At 57.4% G+C, this 20,486-nt stretch carries 16 protein-coding genes; 7 read left to right on the forward strand and 9 right to left on the reverse strand.

The features are described 5' to 3' along the window. Positions 1-414: 414 nt before the first annotated feature. From SE86_RS05825 to SE86_RS05855, 7 genes are all read right to left on the reverse strand, one after another. Positions 415-1,710 carry an ABC transporter ATP-binding protein gene (locus tag SE86_RS05825; protein WP_211096519.1) on the reverse strand — a complete coding sequence of 432 codons (1,296 nt, stop codon included), beginning with the start codon at positions 1,708-1,710 and terminating at the stop codon, positions 415-417. After that, entirely contained in the window at positions 1,683-3,041 is a 1,359-nt protein-coding gene (locus SE86_RS05830) for an ABC transporter ATP-binding protein (protein ID WP_117354675.1), read from the reverse strand. Before SE86_RS05830 ends, SE86_RS05825 begins: the two co-directional genes overlap by 28 nt. Further along, positions 3,038-3,997 carry an ABC transporter permease gene (locus tag SE86_RS05835; RefSeq protein ID WP_117354676.1) on the reverse strand — a complete coding sequence of 320 codons (960 nt, stop codon included), beginning with the start codon at positions 3,995-3,997 and terminating at the stop codon, positions 3,038-3,040. The genes SE86_RS05830 and SE86_RS05835 overlap by 4 nt, the downstream gene beginning before the upstream one ends. Then, on the reverse strand, positions 3,994-5,031 hold the full coding sequence (locus tag SE86_RS05840) for an ABC transporter permease (protein ID WP_211096520.1): 1,038 nt from the start codon (positions 5,029-5,031) through the stop codon (positions 3,994-3,996). Before SE86_RS05840 ends, SE86_RS05835 begins: the two co-directional genes overlap by 4 nt. 139 nt (positions 5,032-5,170) lie before the next feature. Next, on the reverse strand, positions 5,171-8,059 hold the full coding sequence (locus SE86_RS05845; RefSeq protein ID WP_117354678.1) for an ABC transporter substrate-binding protein: 2,889 nt from the start codon (positions 8,057-8,059) through the stop codon (positions 5,171-5,173). Positions 8,060-8,193: 134 nt separating this feature from the next. Further along, entirely contained in the window at positions 8,194-9,123 is a 930-nt protein-coding gene (locus tag SE86_RS05850) for an isoaspartyl peptidase/L-asparaginase (protein ID WP_117354679.1), read from the reverse strand. Positions 9,124-9,506: 383 nt separating this feature from the next. After that, the gene (locus tag SE86_RS05855; RefSeq protein ID WP_117354680.1) at positions 9,507-10,706 is read right to left on the reverse strand and encodes an amidase; all 1,200 of its coding nucleotides are present in this window, start codon (positions 10,704-10,706) and stop codon (positions 9,507-9,509) included. Positions 10,707-10,777: 71 nt separating this feature from the next. Here SE86_RS05855 and SE86_RS05860 point away from each other — a divergent pair, with 71 nt between their 5' ends. Both SE86_RS05860 and SE86_RS05865 read left to right on the forward strand, forming a co-directional pair. Further along, positions 10,778-13,012, forward strand: coding sequence for a bifunctional alpha,alpha-trehalose-phosphate synthase (UDP-forming)/trehalose-phosphatase (locus tag SE86_RS05860; protein WP_211096521.1), 2,235 nt, complete (start codon positions 10,778-10,780; stop codon positions 13,010-13,012). After that, positions 13,012-14,181 carry a glycosyltransferase family 2 protein gene (locus SE86_RS05865; RefSeq protein WP_117354682.1) on the forward strand — a complete coding sequence of 390 codons (1,170 nt, stop codon included), beginning with the start codon at positions 13,012-13,014 and terminating at the stop codon, positions 14,179-14,181. Before SE86_RS05860 ends, SE86_RS05865 begins: the two co-directional genes overlap by 1 nt. Here SE86_RS05865 and SE86_RS05870 read toward each other — a convergent pair. Together SE86_RS05870 and SE86_RS05875 are read right to left on the reverse strand one after the other, a co-directional pair. Continuing rightward, the gene (locus SE86_RS05870) at positions 14,137-15,024 is read right to left on the reverse strand and encodes a metallophosphoesterase (protein ID WP_158543143.1); all 888 of its coding nucleotides are present in this window, start codon (positions 15,022-15,024) and stop codon (positions 14,137-14,139) included. The two genes, SE86_RS05865 and SE86_RS05870, sit on opposite strands and share 45 nt — an antisense overlap. Before the next feature lie 38 nt (positions 15,025-15,062). Further along, entirely contained in the window at positions 15,063-16,193 is a 1,131-nt protein-coding gene (locus SE86_RS05875) for a pyridoxal-phosphate dependent enzyme (RefSeq protein ID WP_148666788.1), read from the reverse strand. A gap of 154 nt (positions 16,194-16,347) precedes the next feature. On the opposite strand from SE86_RS05875, the gene SE86_RS05880 reads away from it, so the two are divergent. The 5 genes from SE86_RS05880 to SE86_RS05900 are packed head-to-tail and all read left to right on the forward strand — an operon-like array spanning position 16,348 to position 20,453. After that, the gene (locus tag SE86_RS05880) at positions 16,348-17,781 is read left to right on the forward strand and encodes a SelD-related putative sulfur metabolism protein (RefSeq protein ID WP_117354685.1); all 1,434 of its coding nucleotides are present in this window, start codon (positions 16,348-16,350) and stop codon (positions 17,779-17,781) included. Continuing rightward, positions 17,774-18,040: an acylphosphatase gene (locus SE86_RS05885; protein ID WP_211096522.1), complete on the forward strand. Its 267-nt coding sequence runs from the start codon at positions 17,774-17,776 to the stop codon at positions 18,038-18,040. The genes SE86_RS05880 and SE86_RS05885 overlap by 8 nt, the downstream gene beginning before the upstream one ends. Continuing rightward, positions 18,037-18,291, forward strand: coding sequence for a sulfurtransferase TusA family protein (locus SE86_RS05890; RefSeq protein WP_211096523.1), 255 nt, complete (start codon positions 18,037-18,039; stop codon positions 18,289-18,291). Before SE86_RS05885 ends, SE86_RS05890 begins: the two co-directional genes overlap by 4 nt. Positions 18,292-18,348: 57 nt before the next feature. Then, positions 18,349-19,338, forward strand: a complete 990-nt coding sequence (galT, locus tag SE86_RS05895) for a galactose-1-phosphate uridylyltransferase (RefSeq protein WP_117354688.1) — start codon at positions 18,349-18,351, stop codon at positions 19,336-19,338. Positions 19,339-19,382: 44 nt separating this feature from the next. Continuing rightward, positions 19,383-20,453 (forward strand): galactokinase, encoded by a 1,071-nt coding sequence (locus SE86_RS05900; protein WP_117354689.1) that lies wholly within the window; start codon positions 19,383-19,385, stop codon positions 20,451-20,453. Positions 20,454-20,486 lie beyond the last annotated feature (33 nt).

A 20,486-nucleotide genomic window follows, 5' to 3' on the forward strand; every position in this document is an offset into this window, starting at 1 on the left:
ACTGTCCCAAGGATATATAAGGGGTTAAGCTAGTTACACAAACTTACCCATGCTTTAAAACGCCCTACGTAGCTGTTTCAGCTTTCATGTAGGTTTATAAGTTGTCACCACAATCAGCATATACAGGAGGTACGTGTCTGCGCACTCAAGATGTGGGGCCCCTGGGGTGGCCCTGAACGCCCCCAAGCCCGATGAAACCCCGAGCGGGGTGCGGGGGAACAGGGATGAGGCGGTGACCGTAAGGCAACACGAACCTATATGAGAGTTGAACCCCTCCCGCTGCTGAGGGCTTTAGTCCGCGCCGCACACTCAATTTAAAACTATGCCTAGCGTCAAGTTTAGCCTAAAAGCATCATCCCTGCTTTCCAGCTGTTCAGATAGCGCAGCTTAAAAGAAAGAGGCCTATCACGACAGTTACGTCTTAGGGTTAATCAGGAGGCAGGAGGCGTAGTGACCCTCAGAGACCCTCCTCATGGGCGGCTCCATGTAGTTTGCTAGCTTAACTAAGACGCCGCCGCCCTCCTCCTTCAGAGAATCTATTGACTTCAGGGCCCTTGCGGTGTCAGACTCGGCGTCCACCATTGACTTTAGCTCTGAGGAGGTCACGCCTGTAACCACGAGCGTCGCCTCGTCAAGGACCTTGATTGATAGCCTGTCGCTCAGCTCAACATACCTAGCCTCAGCCAGCCTGCGAAGGGCCTCGGCAACCTCGTCGGCCGTCCAGCCGCACTGGGCCACCGACACGGGGCACCTAGGGTGGAACCTGCAGCCCCTGGGCGGGTTCACAAGGCTAGGGACGTCACCCTTGAGCACGACCCTCCTCATCAGCTTGCCTACCTGCGGCACAGACGATATGAGGGCCTGGGTGTATGGGTGCGCTGGAGACCTTATCACAGCGGCCTTGGGCCCCCTCTCCATCAGCTTCCCTGCGTACATAACGTATATCCTGTCAGCCATGTATGAGACCACAGATATGTTGTGAGTTATGAGGAGCATAGCCATATTATACTTCTCCCTGAGCCCCTTCAGAAGCTCGAGTATCTCAGCCTGCACCGACACGTCAAGTGCGCTTGTGGGCTCGTCGAGGACTACGAACCTGGGGTTTGTGGCTATGCCCCTGGCTATGGCTACCCTCTGCCTCTGGCCGCCGCTGAGCTCGTGCGGGTACCTCTCAGCAAACTCCCTTGGCAGCTGGACCTCCTCTAGCAGGTCGTAGACCCTTGAGAGCGCCTTATCCTTGTCAGCAAAGCCCGTCTCTATCATGGGCTCTGCTATTATGTCGGCTATCGTAAGCCTGGGGTCGAGCGAGGAGTAGGGGTCCTGGAAGACTATGCCTACCTCTCTCCTGAACCCCTTAAGCGCTCTGCCCTTCAGCTTTAGGACCGAGTACTTGGAGGCTATCTTACTGGCCGCCTCTGGGTCGTTCCTTTCAAGCGCCGCGTCGTAGTTCTCAAGCTCCCCGTCAGGTATTTTGAAGAGCACCTCCCCAGCCGTCGGCTCGAGCAGCCTTATGAGCATCCTCCCCAGCGTCGTCTTGCCACTGCCGCTCTCACCAACAAGGCCTACTATCTCGCCCTCGGCGACCTCTATGTTAACGTCGTCCACAGCCCTTACATATGCCCTCCTGACCCCTTTGACCGGGAAGTACATCTTAAGGTGTCTGCCGGCGATTATCATTGTCTTCACCTCGCCCCCTCTGCGTAGAGCCAACATGCTACCTTGTGGCCGCCCCCTAGGTCAACCGTGGGCGGCTCCTTGGTCCTACATACAGGCATGGCGAATGGGCACCTGGGGTGAAACATGCAGCCGCTCGGCGGGTTCCTTAGGTCTGGCACCTCGCCCTTTATGCCCTTGAGTTCGTGGGGCTCTATCGTAGGCACTGCCTCCAGCAGCATCTGGGTGTAGGGGTGCTTTGGCTCCTTGAAGACGGCATCCTTTGGCCCCACCTCAACTACCTTCCCAGCGTACATTATCGCTACCCTGTCTGAGACCTGGTAGAGGATGCTCAGGTCGTGGGAGATGAACATGTACGCCGCCCCTATGTCCTCCTTCAGCTCATTCAGGAGCTCAAGTATCTGGGCCTGCACCGTCACATCAAGTGCGCTTGTGGGCTCGTCGAGAATCACGAGCTCAGGGTTGTTTACCATTGCGGCAGCTATTGCAACCCTTTGCCTCATGCCGCCGCTGAGCTCATGCGGGTACATTCTGACCACTTTCTCGGGCTCGGGCATGCCGAGGAGGCCGAGGAACTCCGCTGCCTTGACGTAGCCCTCCTTAAGCAGCTCCCTCCTTACCAGGCGCGACGCCAGCGGGTTCCTTGGAACTCTGTTAGCTTTAGCTACGGACTCCAGCGGCCCCTTCACGAGCGGGTTAAGCTTCTCGCAACAGAGGCTTAGTACCCTGAGCTCTTTTACAGCATCATGGACGTCCCTCCTCCTCCAAATCGATATTGCCTGGTCGTCAAGGCCTTCAAGCCCCTTGGCCTTCGCGTACTCCCTGAGGCCGCTATAGTCATTAGACTTCAAGTAGCCCAAGACGCTCTTTACGTCATCCTTGGTAGCCTTGGCTCTTGCGAGCCTGCGCTTGGCCAACAGGGCTGGGTTGTGCTGAAGCAGAACCTCCGCTATCTGGAAGCCCACGGGCAGGACTGGGTTCAAGGAAGTCATGGGCTCCTGGAACACCATGGACATTTTGACGCCCCTTACGTTCATCATCTTCTTGTGAAGCTTCTTCAATACGTCCTCGTTCTTGTCAGGCCTGAACTTCTTAGCCCTCTTGAAGTAGTTCCTGAGCGGCTCTACCACGTCAAAGCTGTCGACCAGCACCTGGCCATCAGTGACGGCGGCGTTCCTAGGTATGAGGCCCATTATGGTGAGCCCCAGCGTGCTCTTGCCGCAGCCGCTCTCGCCGGCAACCCCCAGGACCTCGCCCCTGTATATCTCTAGGTCAACGCCGTTAAGCGCCCTATAGACGCCCCTCCTCGTGTAGTAGGCGAGCCTGAGGCCCTTTACAACAACTATGGGTTCCTTGCCCTGGCTCATAGCGAGCTCCTCCTCCTCGGGTTAATCACGTCCATGAGGCCCATTCCCAACAGGTATACGCCGACCGCAAATATCACTATAAAGGAGCCGGGGATTATCACAGTCCATGGCGCTGTAGTCAGGTACTGGAGCCCGAGCGTCGTGAGGTAGCCCAGCTCTGGGAAGTTGGCGACCGGCAGGAAGCCTATAAAGGCCAACGTTGCAATCGCTAGCATTATTGTGCCCAGGTCCATCGACATCTGCACTAGCACGGGCGGGAGCGCGTTGGGCAGTATATGCCTGAACATTATCTTTGCGTTGCCCGCGCCAGCTGCCCTTGCAGCCTCTATGAAGGTCATCTCCTTCACCTGGAGCGTGACGCTCCTCGTGTACCTGGCGTAGAGAGGCCACCAGACCACTATGAGCGCTATGATGAGGCTTGTCAAGTCCCTGCCAAGAACGTAGCCCACGGCTATGGCAAGGACCAGGTACGGGACGCTGAAGAATATGTCAGTTATCCTCATGAGCACGTCATCAACCCACCCGCCAAGGTAAGTGGCTATGATACCTATTACAATGCCTATGCCAGCGCCAGGTAGCACTACTGCCACTGAGAGACCAAGGTCAACGCGTATGGCCTTTATTATGGCATTCAGTAGGTCTATGCCTGGGTATGTCGTGCCCAGTGGGTGCTCCCTTGAGGGCGGCAGGGGGATGGGGTTCGCGTAGTTGGGCACAAGAACGTACGGATGCCTCAGGCCTATCAGCCACGGCGCGAACTGGACTATGAGCGCGTCAGCGGCGTAAAGCAGCACTATTATTAGGCCCGCGACCGCAGGCTTATTGGACATGAACACGCTCAGCGAAAGCTTTCTCTCGGGCGTCAGAAGCTTGAGGGACCTCCTGCCCCTAAGTCCTGAAACCAGTATAGCGGGCACCGCTATTATTATGGCGGCGGCTACCGCCTCCTTTATCATCCCAGCCTCACCCTGGGGTCCTTAAGGGCAAAGACTATGTCAAGGACAAGGCTAACAGTTATGAAGATAAGCCCGAAGAGCAGCGTCCCCGCCATTATGCCGCCCATGTCGTTATCTATCATTGCCTGAGTCAGCCAGTACCCTATGCCTGGGTAGTTGAATATGTACTCTATAACTACGACTCCGCTCAGCATGCCGGCCACTGTATATGCAAAGTTGGTGTAAACTGGGAACATGGCCGTTGGCCTGGCGTGCCTCCTTATTACGATGCCCTCCGGGAGGCCCTTGGACCTGGCGAACCTAACGTAGTCCTGGTCCAGGACCTCAAGCATGGAGGCCCTCAATATGTTTATGACGCCGGCCATAACCCCAAGCGCCAGGGTGAACGAGGGAAGCAGTAGGTGTAGGAATGCGCTCAGGGCCACGCTCCAGTCCCCATGTATAAGCGCGTCTATGAGGAGCACGTGCGTTGGATACGTTATGCCGTTCCTGTACCAACTGAGACCAGCCAGAATGGTTGAGCTGACAGTACCTGATATGGGTAGCACTTTAAGGTAGACGGCGAATATTAGTATCAGCGCAAGTGCTAAGAGGTAGGGGGGCATTCCGTAGAGACCATATGATATAACCCTTATTGCCACGTCGTCAGGCTTGTCCCTCCTCACAGCTGACCACGTGCCCAACGGTATGCCAATTATCCACGTCAGTATGCCGGCGAAGACTGCCAGAAGTGCCGTGTTCGGGAAGAATATCTCTATGGCCTCTGTCACTGTGCCGCTGAACGCCGAGGTCGTGGTGTAGCCCAAGTTGCCCCTTAACACTGCCGCGAGCCAGTAGAAGTACTGAACATAAATGGGCTGGTTCAGGTGGAACTCCTCCTCAAGCTCCTTTATCTGCTGCAACTTCGCTGGGCCTGTTAGCCTGGGATTTATATACATTGCGAGAAGCTTCGTGGGTCCACCTACGTGGATAAGTGCAAACACCATGACCGTGAGCCCTATAAGTGTAGGTATATAGTAAATTAACCTCTTCACAATATACTGCCAAAGGTTTATCTTAGCTCCCCCCGGACGCTTAGGGACTCAGAATGGGGCCTTAAAAGTTTGACCCCACGAACTATTACGGAAAATATAAAAAACTTAACATCAGCTTTTATTTAATTGCTGCGTAAGGTTAACCTTTGACCCACCAGAAGTACCAGCTGTCGCCAGCACCGCCAACCATCGGGTTCTCCTCCCACGATATCATGCCCATGTAGCCGTGCATGTAGGGCTTGACGACCCAGTAGTAGTTCTGCTGTATCGTGTAGACGTACATGTACAGGTTGATCGCCGTGTCCTCTGCCTCCTTGTAGTAGGTAGTCGCTGCCGTCACGTTGTTGGCGAGCTCTGCGGCGTCGGCCTGTGCTATCATGTTGTTGAGCTGCTGGTACTCCATGGCCTCCTGCCACAGCCACTTGCCTATCTCGGGCTCCATGCTTGTGTTGAGCCCTGGCCAGCTCACCTTTGACGCGTTGAAGTAGGAGCTGAGGTCCTCGAGGTAGGTCACGTTCCAGCCGTCAGGTGCTGGGTAGGTGCCTCCCTGCTCATACATAGCGTTTATGAAGTCTGAGGCCAGCGGGTAGTCGGCTATCCAGCCCAAGTAGTATATGGCCATTGGGTTCTGACCTGGAAGCTCGTCGGATATTATTGTTGAGAACGGCAGGTATATCGGCACGGCAACTATGTTGGGGTCTATGTTATGCAGTGCGGAGGCCCACATCTCTGCTGCAGTGTAGTCGGTGGTGTCGCCGCTTGAGACTACTATTGGGAAGTACACCTTTATGTTGTAGAAGCCGCTCTCCTCGAGCAGCTGCTTTGCGTAGGTGAGGTTGAACGTCGGGCAGCCGGTGAGCTCAGACGGCGGGAAGTAGTAGTTAAGCCCTGGTATCAGGACGCCGCAGTACGGGCTGCCGAAGTTGAAGTGGTACTTTACGTTGCCAACTATGTCGTTTATGTACTCGGTGTAGTTGAAGGCGTAGGCGAACGCCTCCCTCACGAGCGGGTTGGCGAAGTACCAGCTGGGTATCGTGTACGACGGATTCATTGAGTGCAGGGCGCTCTGGCTGACGTTAATAGTGAATACAAAGAAGAACTCGCTCAGCGTTGGGAACTCGTAGAGGTTCGCCTGGCCCTGTGACTCGAGGCTCTCGAGGCTCGGTATGAAGCTGCTGGGCAGGCCCGTGACTATGTCAGCCTGGCCTGAGGCGAATATCTCGTAGGCCGTCGTCGGGTCCTTGACCCACTCTATTTCAACTGTGGTGTTCGGCCTCGGGAAGTACGTTATGTTGTTTGGCCAGTAGGGGTTGGGCTTGAGGACCACGCTCTGGCCAGGCGTGTAGACGGCCACATAGTAGGGACCGGTGAAGCCAGCTGACTGACCAGAGGGCCACTGGACCTGGGTGTTATAGTTGCCCTCGTTGCACGTCTGCTCGTAGCTGTAGAAGGCCTCGGCCAGCTGGGTCATGTTGTGGTCATACAGTCCGGTGAAGTTTATGCCGTCGCCAACCTGCTCAAGCCACTTGGCGTCAAGCACGCCGCCGCCCAGCGGGTCAGCTACTGCTGTGAAGAACGCCTCTGGCGACGTTGGTGCCGCCAGGTGGAACGTGACTGTGTTAGTGGCGTTGTTGTAGCTTACTGCGTTGATTATCTCCTCCGCGCCCTGGGTGTCGTTAGGGGCAGTGACAACGAAGGTGAAGGGCACGTAGTTGGGTATCAGGTACTGTGTCAGTATCCACCCTGGGGTGCCTGGCGTGCCTCCTGCGCACAGTATGTCCCTTATGACGCTGTACCAGACGTCATAAGCTGTTATCGGGTCGCCGTTTGACGCCCTGAGACCAGGCCTCAGCTGGAACGTGTACTCAGTGTAGTTGGAGTTTATGCCATGGCCTACGGTTGGTACGTACTCAGCCAGCTCCGGTATGAACTTGGTGGTGTTGGCGCCGTAGTACTGTATGAGAGTGCCGTAAATGTTAGATATGACCTCAAAGCCCACGCTCTCATAGTCTATGTCAGGGTCGAAGCTATATGGACCTCCTGGCACGTTCTCGGCCACCACTATCGTGCCTGGGTTAGGCACTGAGATGAGGGGCCTGAAGAGCGAGAAGGGCATCGTTGGCGAGCTGACGGCTATTGTGTAATATGCTGTGTAGCTGTACGTTGCCCCCGTTGTTATGTTCTCTGTCACTACAGTCAGCGACACGGCGTATAGCCCTGGGGAGCTGTATGAAACGCTCACGAACCTCTCCTTCGGCTCCAGGTAGGTCGTGTTGCCAGAGCCCGTGAGCCAGACCTGGACAGCGTAGCCCGTGCCATTGACAGACGGTATTGTCAGTGTAGTGCCGTTGCCGAAGTCCCAGACGTACTCCTCAATTGTCATGTTGACCCCAGAGGGGGGCTGCAGGAAGCCAGCGCTGAGGTTTATGGCCTGGCCCACGGACACCACGGGCGTCGTAGGGCTCACCAGGGTTATCACTGGAACTGTCACCAGCTGGGCGTAGCTCTCGTTGAACTGCGGAGGCGTCACGAGCACCTCAATCAGGTTGCCCTGCGAGCTGCCGACGAGCTGGCCGTTGCTGTAGACCGCATAGTACACCAGGTAGTGGCCAGGGTACTTATAGTAGAGGTTTGCATAGCCTTGGGTGGTGTTAATTATTGACCCGTTGCCTGTGTAGATTAACAGGTAGCTGCCTGGGGATGGCTTAAAAGCTGACACTGTCAGTGATATAGGTGCCCCTGCCGTCGTCGTGTAAGAGCTCACGGCCGCGGGCGACATGCTTGGCGTAGAAGTTGTGGTCGTTGTGGTTGTAGTGGTTGTCGTGGTTGTAGTTGGAGTGATTGTTGGTGTAGAAGTTGTGGTCGTTGTGGTTGTAGTGGTTGTCGTCACGACGTGGTGCCTGCTGCTCACGTATGCGAGGTAGCCCCCTACCGCCGCCACGACAACTATCACGACGATTATTGCCGCGAGGGCCGTCGTTGAGATAGAACTCCTGGAGCTTGTACCCCTTATATGCCTACCGCTCATAAAACCACCCGCGAAGCTCAGGGCTACCCTTTTATTCGAGAGTATTTAAAGTTTAACCGCATAAAAAGGCTCCCACTTACAGTACTCCAGCCTTCAGCAAAGTAAACTGAAAAACTTTTCGATAAGCTGTGCGATCAAGGCATGCCAAGCACCAGCGACCTGCCCCTGTCAGCCACGCCCCATGGCATTGCGTTTGTATTGGCGCTCCCCCACGCGTTTCCCTGGTAGTCAATGCCTATGAGGCCGGCCGTCCCAGCGCCAAACGCCTCTGTGATAAGTCTTACCTGGGACTCCACAGCGCTCACTATGTCCCTCGTCATCGAGTAAACTATGGAGGCCCTGAGGCTTAGGCCAAGGGAGATTATGTACTCCCCGACGCCCGTGGCCACGAAGGCTGAGAGCTTGTCAGCGTAGAGGCCGGCCCCGACTACCGGCGAGTCCCCCACTCTGCCCGGGAACTTCATTATGACGCCGCCAGTGCTGACGGCGGCCGCCAGCGTGCCCTGCGAGTCAAGGGCCGCGGCGCCCACCGTGTCAAGGCCCAGCTGCCTCGCGAGCTCGATCCACCTCTTAGCTAACTCGTCGCCATCGCCTCCGCTCTCCTTGAGCTGCCTCCACCTCTCGACCGACCTGCTGCTTGGGCCTGGGAAAGGCTCAAGCCCGACCTTCCTGGCAAGCTCGTCAGCCCAGCCCCCAACTATCATGACGTGAGGAGTCCTCTCAAGCACGACCTTTGCAAGCCTGACGGGGTTCTTAGCGTAGGTCACTGCTGCCACCGCTCCAGCCCTCAGGTCGCTGCCCCTCATGACAGCTGCGTCCATGGTGACGCGGCCGCTGAGGTCAAGCACGGAGCCCACTCCCGCGTCGAAGACTCCTGAGTCCTCCATTGACGCGACGGCCTCGACAACCATCTCAACGCTGCTGCCCGTCCTGGAGGCCTCAAGGCCCCTGCTGAGGGCCTCCTCTATAGCCCTCTTCACGGCATTTACGTCGGCGTTCCTCCAGGCGCCAGCGCCCCCGTGAATTATTATGGCAGGGCTTGTCAGCCTTACTGGCATCTCCATTGAATTCACCTACGTTGTCGTTGATAGCTTACACGAAGCCGCTTTTAAGTTTTGGCGGACGGTGGATACAGAAGGTCCTTCATTAACAATTTAAGGTTGCCCAGGCACTCCCTTGAGCATAAAAGCGGACGCTGTACATTGATTATCAAAAAAGTTTATGGCTACTCCTTCCTCTGAAGCAGTTCCCACCTAAGCGATAAGATAACGACTACAAAAGGCGCATTAGATGCAACGTCCAACGATGTGCGGGTTGGCGAGAACCCAATACAAGCGCAGGTCTTCGTTGGCCAGTAGCGTCGTTACTGTTAGCCTGCTTTACTTGCCCACTTATGCTGACCCTACGGCTGCGTCCTATACTATCTTTTTCCTTATTATATTTATTTTTATACAGCGTTAAGTAGTGCCCTGGCCACGTCGATTAGCTCCAAGTCCTGCCCAGGCTTCCCAATAACCTGTAGACCGACGGGCAGGCCGCCGACTCTCATAAGTGGCAGCGAGATCGCTGGCGCCCCCACCAGTGGGGCAAGCCACGAGTTGCCTGTGAGCAGGTCCCTTATAGGCCCATCCTCACGCCCAAGCACCTCGTCTATGCGCGGCGCCGGCACCGCAGTTGACGGCAGCAGGAGGGCTTCCAGGTCCCTCATCACCTTCATGAACTCCTCCCTGGCCCTCCTCATAACCTCTAGGGCGCCCACGTAGTCAACAGCTCTATAGGTTAGCCCCCTCTCAATGAGCCTCCTGACGTCAGGGAAGTACTCCCCCCACACGTCCTTAAATGGTAGGTGCACCGCCGAGGCCTCAGACAGCCTTATCACGGTGAAGGCCTCCCTTCCCCTGCCCTCTGTGAGGGGCATCTTAACAGAGCTCGCGTTAAGCCTTGTGACTATATCATAAAAGGCCCTCTCAACGTCCCTCTCAGCCATTATGAGCCCTTCAGGGACCCCCAGCCTCAGCTGGCGGCGCGCCTCAGCCCTCCTCCCCTTCCTGCCAGCTATCACTTTGAAAACCTCCTCGACGGCATCAATGCTCGACGCAAGTATGCCAACCTCGTCGAAGGTGGGCGAGAGCGGGAACACGCCCCTCTTCGGCGTTGAGCCGCTGGACGGCCTGAATCCGATGACCCCGCAGAGGGACGCGGGTATCCTTACAGAGCCGGCGGTGTCGGTGCCTATGGCCACGTCAACTATGCCGGCAGCCACAGCCGCCGCGCTTCCCCCGCTGCTGCCGCCTGCTATCCTTTCTTTGTCAAGTGGGTTCCTAGTGGGTCCAAAGACAGAAGAAGTCGTAGTCGCACCTGAGGCGAACTCATGCGTATTGGTCTTGCCTATTATAATGAGGCCTGCCCTCTTCAGCCTAGCTACCACGCTGGCGTCGTAGGTCGGCACGTAGTCCTTGAAGAGCCTGGAGCCCATGGTGGTCCTGAGGCCCTTGGTGTATATGATGTCCTTCACGGCTATGGGGACAGGCCTTAGCCCCCTCCTCTCGGCGGCCCTAGCCTCGACCTCCGCCTTGTCGTTTAGCGTCACGACAGCGTTCAGGTCGGCAAGCCTCCTCGCCCTTTCTAAGGCGTCCCCTACCTCCAAGCTCGCACCGGGCGCCTCGTTGCAAGCATAGCATTTATCCCTCCAAGCGGCCGCTAATTCAAGGGGACATGATGGCCTCAGACATACGCTACCTGCTGGGCACGTCAAGGCTGTTGCTAGTCTCCAATAGGCTGCCCTTCACTGTCAGGGTGGACTCCAAGGGGCAGGTAGCCCTAAGCCCCAGCACCGGCGGCCTGGCCACTGGGATGAGGTCGCTCCTGGAGGAGGGGGTAGCTACATGGGCCGGGTGGCCAGGCCTTAGCGAGGAGGCCGCGGGCGATCTGAAGGGCTCAATAACCAAGGCGCTACAGCAAAGAAACGTAATACCCGTGTGGCTGACATCTAAAGAGATCGAGGGCTACTATGAGGGCTTCTGCAACAGCACCATATGGCCACTCTTTCATTACTTCATAGAAAGGGCCTCATTTGACAAGGATTACTGGACCTGGTACAGGGAGGTCAATGAGAAGTTCGCAGACGTGGTGGCCCGCTCCTACAGGAGAGGCGACATAGTATGGGTGCACGACTACCACCTCATGCTGCTCCCCTCAATGCTGAGGGAGAGACTCGGGGACGACGTTCCTATGGGCTTCTTCCTTCACATACCCTTCCCCTCATTCGAGGTCTTCCGTCAGCTGCCGTGGAGGGAGGAAGTGCTGCGGGGCCTCCTGGGCGCTGACCTGATAGGGTTCCACACCTACGACTACATGAACTACTTCCTCGAAAGCGTCAGGAGGATACTTGGGATTGAGCACTACCTGGGTGAGCTAAAGTACGGCGAGAGGAGCATCAAGGTGGACGTCTTTCCAATGGGGGTTGACTTCAACAGGCTCAGGGCGGCCTCCATGAGCGAGGCCGTGACGAAGAAGTTCAACGAGCTGACGCAGAGGCTCGGAAGCGTCAAGGTGATATTCTCCATAGATAGACTTGACTACACCAAGGGCCTGCCGGAGAGGCTGAGGGCCTTCAAGAGGTTCCTCGAGAAGTACCCAGAGTACAGGGGCAAGGTTTCCTACATCTTCGTCGTCTCACCGTCTCGCGAGCGCGTCGAGGAGTACGCCAGGCTCAAGAGGGAGATAAACGAGCTCGTCAGTGAAATAAACGGGCAGTTCTCGACGCTCGAGTGGACTCCAGTAATATATATGCGCAGGTTCGTCCCCGACGACGAGCTGTTGGCCCTCTACAGGCTGGCCGACGTGGCCCTGATAACGCCCCTCAGGGACGGCATGAATCTGGTCGCAAAGGAGTACGTGGCTGCTAACGTGAACCGCAACGGAGTTCTAATAGTAAGCGAGGGGGCCGGCGCCGCAAGCGAGCTCGTGGAGGCTATAGTTGTCAACCCCAACGACTATGAAGGTGTTGCAGATGCCATAAAGAGGGCCCTTGAGATGAGCGACTACGAGCGCACCAACAGGATGGCGTCGCTCGAGGGCAGGGTCTCGAGCTATGACGTTAGCGCGTGGTCCTACGACTTCCTCGCGTCACTGCTTAACTTCAAGAAGGTCCAGGCCGCTGAGATGGAGGAGGCCATCACAAGGAGGCTCACGGGGGTCCAGCTCTCCATGGTCATAAGCTCCTTCATCGCGTCAAGGGGCAGGATACTGTTCCTAGACTATGACGGTACCCTTGTGCCGATGGCACCTTTCTTCTGGATGGCGAGGCCTGACGACGAGCTGCTCTCACTGCTCTCGGCGCTTGCGAGCAAGCCCAACACTAAGGTGGTGGTTGTAACCAGCAGGTCAAGGACCTCCATAGAGTCCATGCTTGGGGGCGTTAAAAACATTGACATGGCGGCAGAGAACGGCGGCTGGATCTACATGGACGGCAGGTGGGTTCAGGGCGTCTCAAACGTCGACACGAGCTGGAAGCAGGAGGTCATTAAGGTGCTGACGGCGTTTACCAAGAGGACGCCGGGCTCCTATGTTGAGGAGAAGGACTTCTCGGTGACGTGGCACTACCGCAACGTGCCTGGGGAGCTTGGAAGCGCGAGGGCCAACGAGCTGATGGACCTCCTGTCTAGGTTTATAGCGGTGCACCCTAACCTGGCCGTCGTGAAGGCGCCTATGGCAATAGAGGTGAGGCTCGCCGGCCTCTCCAAGTCAAGGGCCGCCATGAACTGGCTGTCGCGCGGCAACTATGACTTCATATTTGCCGCTGGCGACTCAGGCGACGACGAGGACCTCTTTGCCTCGCTGCCCCAGGGCTCTGTTACAGTCAAGGTTGGCTATGGCCCGAGCAAGGCCAAGTACTACGTGCCCAGCCCTAACGAGCTCAGGCAGGTCCTGGAGAAGCTGGCTGAGGCCTGATGTCGCCCAGGTTAGCGGCTCTGGCGCTTGATTGGCTTATATCGCTCGCTGCCATCGCAATCTACGTCTATGGCACAATTAAGGCGAGGAAGAGCGTCAGAGCTCTCAGACCCCTTGATAAGCTCGAGCTCCAAAGGCCTGTCACCGTCATAGTGCCCGCCAGGAACGAGGAGAGCAGGATCAGGTGGCTCGCGGAGTCGCTCTCAAGGGTTCCTGTCAGTGATGTCATATTAGTTGACGATCAGAGCAACGACAGGACAGTTGAAGTCGCCATGAGCTACCTCAGGGGCACGCGCCTAAGGGTGATAAGGGTTGATGGGACTCCTTGGGGATGGCTGCCGAAGCCCTACGCCGTGGAGCTGGGCGCCAGCAGGGCGGGCATCAGCTCATCCCTGCTGTTCCTTGACGCCGACGTGAGCGGTGACCTGGGCCCCGTGCTTGCGGCTGCCTCCTCTGTGCGCCCTGGGGAGCTGGTGGCCTTTGAGCCGAGGTTTACCTGCACTTCCGGCCTCTGCAGGCTGACGCAGCCGTTCCTCACCTCAATAGTTCACGGCTTCTTTGGCTTCGACAGGGCGCTCAACCCAAGGGACAGGCACTCAATGATGTTCGGCTGCTGCTGGTCCATAGACCCCTACTCGTTCTGGGAGTCAGGCGGCATGGCGCAGGTCAGGCAGTCCGTCGTTGAGGACAGGACCCTTGCGGTTAAGCTGAAGGAGAGGGGCTTCAGGCTCACGGCCTACGATGCCAGGGAGCACCTCAGAGTTATGTCATGGGATGACGCGGGCCAGTTCGTGAACCTCGTGAGGAGGGTCTCGTACTCAGCCGCGGCAGGCATGAGCATGCCATCATACCTGGCCTTCTCAGCGGGGGTCGCCCTTCTAATGTTATGGCCCTTCGCCGCCATTCCCATGGCACTCCTAGGCCCCTTTGCAGCGCTGGGACCCCTCTTAACCTACGCCGCCCAGGCGGCCTTTGCAGCCGTGGGGCAGAGGGTGGAAGGCATAAGCGGGGCCTGGTTCCTGGCCTCCCCGCTGGCTGGCGCACTCGTGACGTGGGGCTTCATAAGTTCAAGGCTGAGGCCTATATCATGGAAGGGGAGGCTGCTAGGTCAAGTGCAGGGAAACTCACAGGCACTTGAACGTAACCCCGTCACTGTCAATCAGTATTGAGCCGGCCCTGCCGCCGTGGTACCTACTTGAGAACACAGTTATGACGCTCCCCTCAACCTCGCGGAGGCTTGTCCAGGAGTCGCACTTGATGCCCTCTACCAGCCTTCCATCGCCCTTTGATATTCTAAGCCCATCGACGACCTCGTGACCTCTCACTATTAGGTTGAGACCGTTGGCCCTAAGGAAGGAGCTCCACGCAGGCCTTCCATAATAGTATATCCCAGGCCCCCTGATGTTAGGCTCAAAGTGGTATGGCTCCAAGCTCGGGTCATTCCAAACCATCTGGAATATTATGCCGTCCGAGAGCTCCAGGTAGCGCCTAGTGCCCTTCACCTGGGCGTAGTAGCGCTCTATGTCACTGAGAAGGGCCGGCCTGTCAGGCCTCTCACAGCTGACACATGGGATGCCTCCGTGAACCATGAGGGACCCCAGGCCCACCGCCGCTAACGGCATGTTCATATAGGCTTCGACTACATGGGAGTAGAGGTCCGTTGCGCCCGCGTAGAGCACCTCCTCATAGAAGCCGTAGCCCTCGTTCATCCTTGGGTCCTCGTGGTCGCCTCTCAGCGGTATGAACTTCCTCGGCTCCGCTGAGACCAGCTCTAGCACCTTTAAAATTGTTTGAATGCTGTTGGGGCCCCTGTCAACATAGTCCCCAAGCATTATGGCCTTGTCTGCCGAGAACTCATCAACAAGCTGTTCAAACCTGTCCACCACGTCGGCATAGCCATGTACGTCCCCTAGGACTGCTATTCTGCCGACGTTATCTACTCTGACTATAAGGGGGAGCTGTCTAAGCGCATTAACGGCGCTATCTATGGCCTCTATCTCCCTCTCCCACAAAAGTCTGCACTCCCTTATGCTCGCTGTTTCCAGTCGCTTTAAGGCGATGAGACGCTTCGCTCTAGCTCAGCCAAGTAGCGCTCCAGGTACTTAATGCCGTGGTCTGGCACTACCACTATGTAATCCCCCTCTTCGACGCCACTAATCTTAAGGAGGCCGGCCAGCGCCGCCCCTCCGCTCACGCCGAAGAGCAGCCCGTTGGACCTGGCGACGCTTATAGCGGTCTCCATGGCCTCCTCCTCGGTGACATCAACTATGACGTCAGGCCTCTCCGGGAACGGCCACCACTTTGAAATGTCCTGCCTCCTTATGCCCGGTATATGACTCCCCTCGGCCGGCTGTACCCCAATTACCCTGACATCAGGCCTCCTGTTCTTGAAGTAGAACGATATGCCGGCTGCGTGCCCCCCTGTGCCCATTGAGGCCGCTACCCCTCTCAGCTTGAGCCCAAGGAAGTTGGCCTGCGCCTCTATCTCCTTAGCAGTCGCGGCCACGTGCACCAGCGGGTTAGCGATGTTGGTGAACTGGTTGGGCATTATTGCGCCATCCACCTCAGCCTCCTTCATAGCCGACGGGAGGGCCTCGACGGTCGAGGAGCCCCTCGTTACCACTTCGGCGCCGAGAATTTTCAGCATGGCCGGCCCAAAGCCCTCGGCTGTGGTCGGCACGTAAATCCTGGCCCTCAGCCCCATGGCTGCTGACAGCGCCGCCAGGGCCACGCCCGTGTTGGAGGAGGAGACCTCATAGACAGCCTTGGCCCCCTGGCCCCCGGCAAGGGCCTCGCTCAGTATGCTGAAGGCTGTCCTGTCCTTTATGCTCAGGCTGAGGGGGTTGTACCACTCGAGCTTCGCCCAGACCCTCACGCCCTTGCCCCAGTCCCCCTTGATCATGACTAGGGGCGTCGGCCTGTCAGCAGTGAGCAGCTCAACTACGTCCCTGTAGACCCTGAGCTCCGGCGCCTTCACGTTGTCATAGAAGCCCAGCGCATCAAGGGGCACAGGCCCTTCCTCCCTAGCGCCCTCGCTCACTGGCGCCAGGCTGCAGCCGAGCCTCCTGAGGGCCCAGTAGTCATCATGGCCTTCAACAACCCTGGACCCGGCCACGGCTATTGACTTCTCCATTGAGCCCTGTCTAAGCAGCCTCCTCATGGAGTTCAGCAGAGCCTCCAAGCTTACGCCTTCAGCTGACAGCTCCGTGATCCGCCTGAGCCTCACCCGAAGCCTCCCCTAGGGCAGGCACAGGCCCCCGCCTTTAATGGCGTTTCCATTCTCTTAATAGACAAACGCTTATATTCTCTATTAGAGAAAGTTAACGCGAAGAGCCATGGTAAGGGACGACGTTAGGGAGAAGCTACGCATGGTCAAACGGATGGCCGCGTACTACAGGTCCCTTGGGGCAGACCCTATGTCGCTCGCTGCTGGCTGCTCGGTCAAGGTAGATCTCATCAGGGTCGTCTACCCAGCCATGAAGGCCCTCAGGCCAAGGCTAGGCTCGTCGCTTGAAATAGCTGAGAGGGAGGACTCTGACGTGTTCATGGGTGATCACAGGGACGTCGAAGTCGAAAGGCTTGTGATGCCGCTCGGCGTCGAGGCTGAGCACAACTTAAAGCTCTCGCGCGAGGCCAGAGCAGCTGTGCTCATACAGGTCTACCAGCTTGACGCCGAGGACCCGGAGAAGTTCGCCTTGAAAGTTGAGCCTGCGTACAGGTCGCTTTCACGGTGCGCCCCTCGCATAAGGATTGGCAAGGGCCACTCCATAGTGACCCCGTTCAAGGAGGACGAGTTCATGCTGGCAGACCTGGTGACCTCGACCGGAGGCGATGATGCGATAGCTATTAATAATGACACTATGCACATAATAGATCCAACGCTTGACCCCCTTGACCTGAGGCAGGTCTCGGGAGCCCTGTCAAACGCCCTTAACGACCTCTTCGTGCTAGGAATTCGCAGGGGCCTCAAGATAGCCCCTGTCCTGAACGCGCCTACCGAGGAGCTGAGGGAGAGGCTGGCAAAGAACGCCGAGGCCTTCGCGAGGTCCATTAACGCTGAGCTCGTGAACGTGCCGGGGCCCGGCAGGGGAAGGCTCCTGATGGGGGCTACCGTGATAGGCTACAGCGACAGACAGCCGCCCCAGTTCCACCACATGGTGAGGCCTGGCATGAAAGTCATAGCCACTAGGTCCTTCGGCGAACTAGCCCCGATAACCACTTACCTGACAGCTGCCATAGATGAGAGCGTAGTTGATGAACTTGAGAGCGAGGGCATAAGCTTTGAGGAGCTGGAGAGGCTGAAGGAGCAGGCCGTCAACATAATATCAACGCCTAACGCAGGGGCCGCTGAGGTTATAGAGAAGTACCTGCCCCGCATTGGCGAGAGCTATGACCCTGACGAGCATATAGCCGCGACCACAGACGTGACGGGACCCGGCATCTACGTCATAAAGGAGCTGGCGCAGCTCTCAGGTGTAACTATAAAGGTAGACAGCGTCCCCCTGCTGTTCCCGCAAGTCTCAAAGTTCGCGACAGAGCACTTCATAATGCCCAACGCCACGGCGGGCACCAACGGCGGCTTCATAATAATAGCGCCTGAGCAGGTCGCAGACGACATAGTGAGGGACCTGAGCTCAAGGGGGTACTCGCCCTCAATAATAGGCGAAGTCGTCAGTAAAGGCTCGCCAGCCGTGATCGCGCCGAAGAGCGTGTCCAACTATATATACGATGAGGCCGTCCTCGCTGAGCTGGGGGTGCAGGGTGCCTGAGGTCTGCAAGAGGATAAGGGTGACCGGCATCGTGCAGGGCGTTGGCTTCAGGGCCTACGTGAGGAGGCACGCGCTCATGCTGGGTCTCAGGGGCTACGCCAAGAATATGCCTGACGGGAGCGTCGAGGTGGTCGCCCAGGGCCAGGAGAGGTCCATCGAGGAGCTGATAAGGCAGCTGAGGGAGAGCCACTTTGATATAGATAACATAGAGGTCGAGGATCTGACGGGCTGCAACTACGCGCACTTCACAATTATTTGAGGTGGTATGCTATAAAGGACAAGGCGTCCAAAATTCTTGACCTCAGGGGGTTGGACTGCCCTGAGCCCGCCATACTCCTCTACAGGGAGTTCGGCAAGCTGAGCGCCGGGGAGTGGGTTGAGGCTGAGATGGACATAAAGGAGTGCGCTATGACAGCGGCGGAGCTCATTAACAGAAGCGGCTTCGGCGTTGCGACGCTTGAGGAGGTCGGGGACAGGAAGTATATAGTGAGGGCCCTGAGGCTCAGGTGACCGTCCAGCTCGCCAGACGTAAATTTTGGCCTGAAAACCCACTCTCAGGGGACCGCCTTGAGGGAGCTCAGGTACAACCCGCTCACGGGCCAATGGATAATGGTCTCAAGTGTCAGGGCCCAGAGGAGGTGGAGGCCGCAGGGCTACTGCCCCTTCTGCCCCGGAGCCGAGGAGACAGGCTACGGGTGGGACGTCCTGGTTCTCCCTAACAGGTACGCCGTCCTCTCCAAGGACTCCGAGAATGTCATGGGAGGGGAGCCCCCGCTGAGGAGAGCCCAGGCGTATGGAGAATGCGGGGTTATCATAGAGACCCCTGAACACAACATAAAGGACCTTGATGAGCTCAGCACAGAGCAGGTCTCCAACGTAATCAGGCTCTGGAGGGATGTAACGGAGAGGGAGATGGCCGACAGGAGGATAATCTACATTATGATCTTCAGGAACAAGGGCGAGGAGATGGGCGTCTCGCTCACTCACCCCCACGGCCAGTACTATGCTATGCCCTTCCTCCCGCTGAGGCCAAGGCTCATAGCTGATAACGCCAGGAAGTACTACAGGAGGTTTAATAGGTGCGTCTTCTGCGACATATTAGAGGACGAACTTAAAATCAAGGAGAGGGTGGTCTACTCAAACAGGGGATTCGTGGCCTTCCTGCCATACTACGCCTCCTGGCCCTTCGAGCTGCACATCTACCCCAGAAGGCATGTCCAGTACATAACGGAGCTTAACGATGATGAGATTGTGCTCTTCGCTGATGCGGTTAGGGCCTCGACGGGCTCCCTTAACGCCCTCTTCTCAAGGCAGATGCCCTACACGTTCAACCTGTTCCAGGCGCCCCTGAGGGGCTCGTGGCCGTTCCTTCACATGCACCTGGAGATCTACCCCATACTGAGGGACAGGGACAAGCTGAAGTACGCGGCAGGCATAGAGATGTCGACGTGGGACTTCACCTACGACAGCGTGCCGGAGGAAAACGCCTCCCTCCTGCGTGAGGCGTGTAATAAGGTGGCCTCGAAGCTGGGCCTGGCCGGGACCTGCGGGCCGTAGCAGATTAAGGCGGTCCGGCCCAGTTAGGGCCTGGCTGCAGGGTTATGATAACCGTCAGGTCGCCTGGGAGGGTTAATGTAATAGGGGAGCACACGGACTACGCGCTCGGCTACGTGATGCCAATAGCCATACAGCTTGGTACTACGTTTACAGCGGAGCCCTCGCTTGATGGAAAGACCTGCATATTCTCTGAGGTCATGAACGAGGAGCTGTGCTTTGGAGACGAGCTAGTGAAGGAAGGGAAGTGGATTGACTACGTCAAGGGCGTCTACCGCGCAATCAGGCTGAGGGGGCTCAGGTACATACACCTTACGGGCAGGCTCAGCGGTGACCTACCGATAAACTCAGGCCTCAGCTCCTCAGCCAGCCTCGAGATGGCCATAGCTGTGGCTCAGAACGAGGTCGCTAGGCTCGGCCTTGACAGGCTGGGGATGGCCAAGCTTGGCATGGATGCCGAGAACAACTTCCTAGGCATCCCCAGCGGCATACTGGACCAGTTTGCGATAGTTATGGGGAGGGAGGGCAAGGCGGTATTCACGGACACGGAAACCCTCAGCTATGAGTACGTCCCAGTCCCTGGTGACGTTGAGTTCTTAGTTTTTCACACTGGCATCAGGAGAGCCGTGGCCGGCACAGAGTACTCAGAGAGGGTAAGCGTGGTCAGGTCAGCCCTTAAGGCGCTGGGGATCAGCTCCTCAAAGTACGCCCGCGAGGACCAGCTGTCTAAGCTGACTGAGCTCCAGAGGAAGAGGCTCGGCTACGTCATAAGGGAGAACTCAAGGGTGGTAGCCGTCAGGGACGCGCTCAAGGCCGGTGAGGTGAGCGCCGCGGGAAGGCTGCTGACGGAGGCCCATTGGGACCTAGCTAAAAACTACGAGGTCAGCGTACCTGAGCTTGACTTCTTCGTGGAGTTTGCCACCTCACATGGGGCCTACGGCGCGAGGCTCACGGGAGCGGGCTTTGGAGGGGCCGCCATAGCCCTAGTTGACAAGGGCAAGGGGGAGCAGCTAGGCAGGGCCGCTGAGCAGGAGTACGTTAAGAGGTTCCCCCACAGACCTCAGCACTGGGTCGTGGTGCCGTCAGAGGGGGCAAGGGTTGTCAGCGTTCAACATTAATTTAAACTATTGAAGTCCCCTTAAAATCTACCC

The sequence above is a fragment of the Acidilobus sp. 7A genome (assembly GCF_003431325.1).
Classification (GTDB): Archaea; Thermoproteota; Thermoprotei_A; order Sulfolobales; family Acidilobaceae; genus Acidilobus.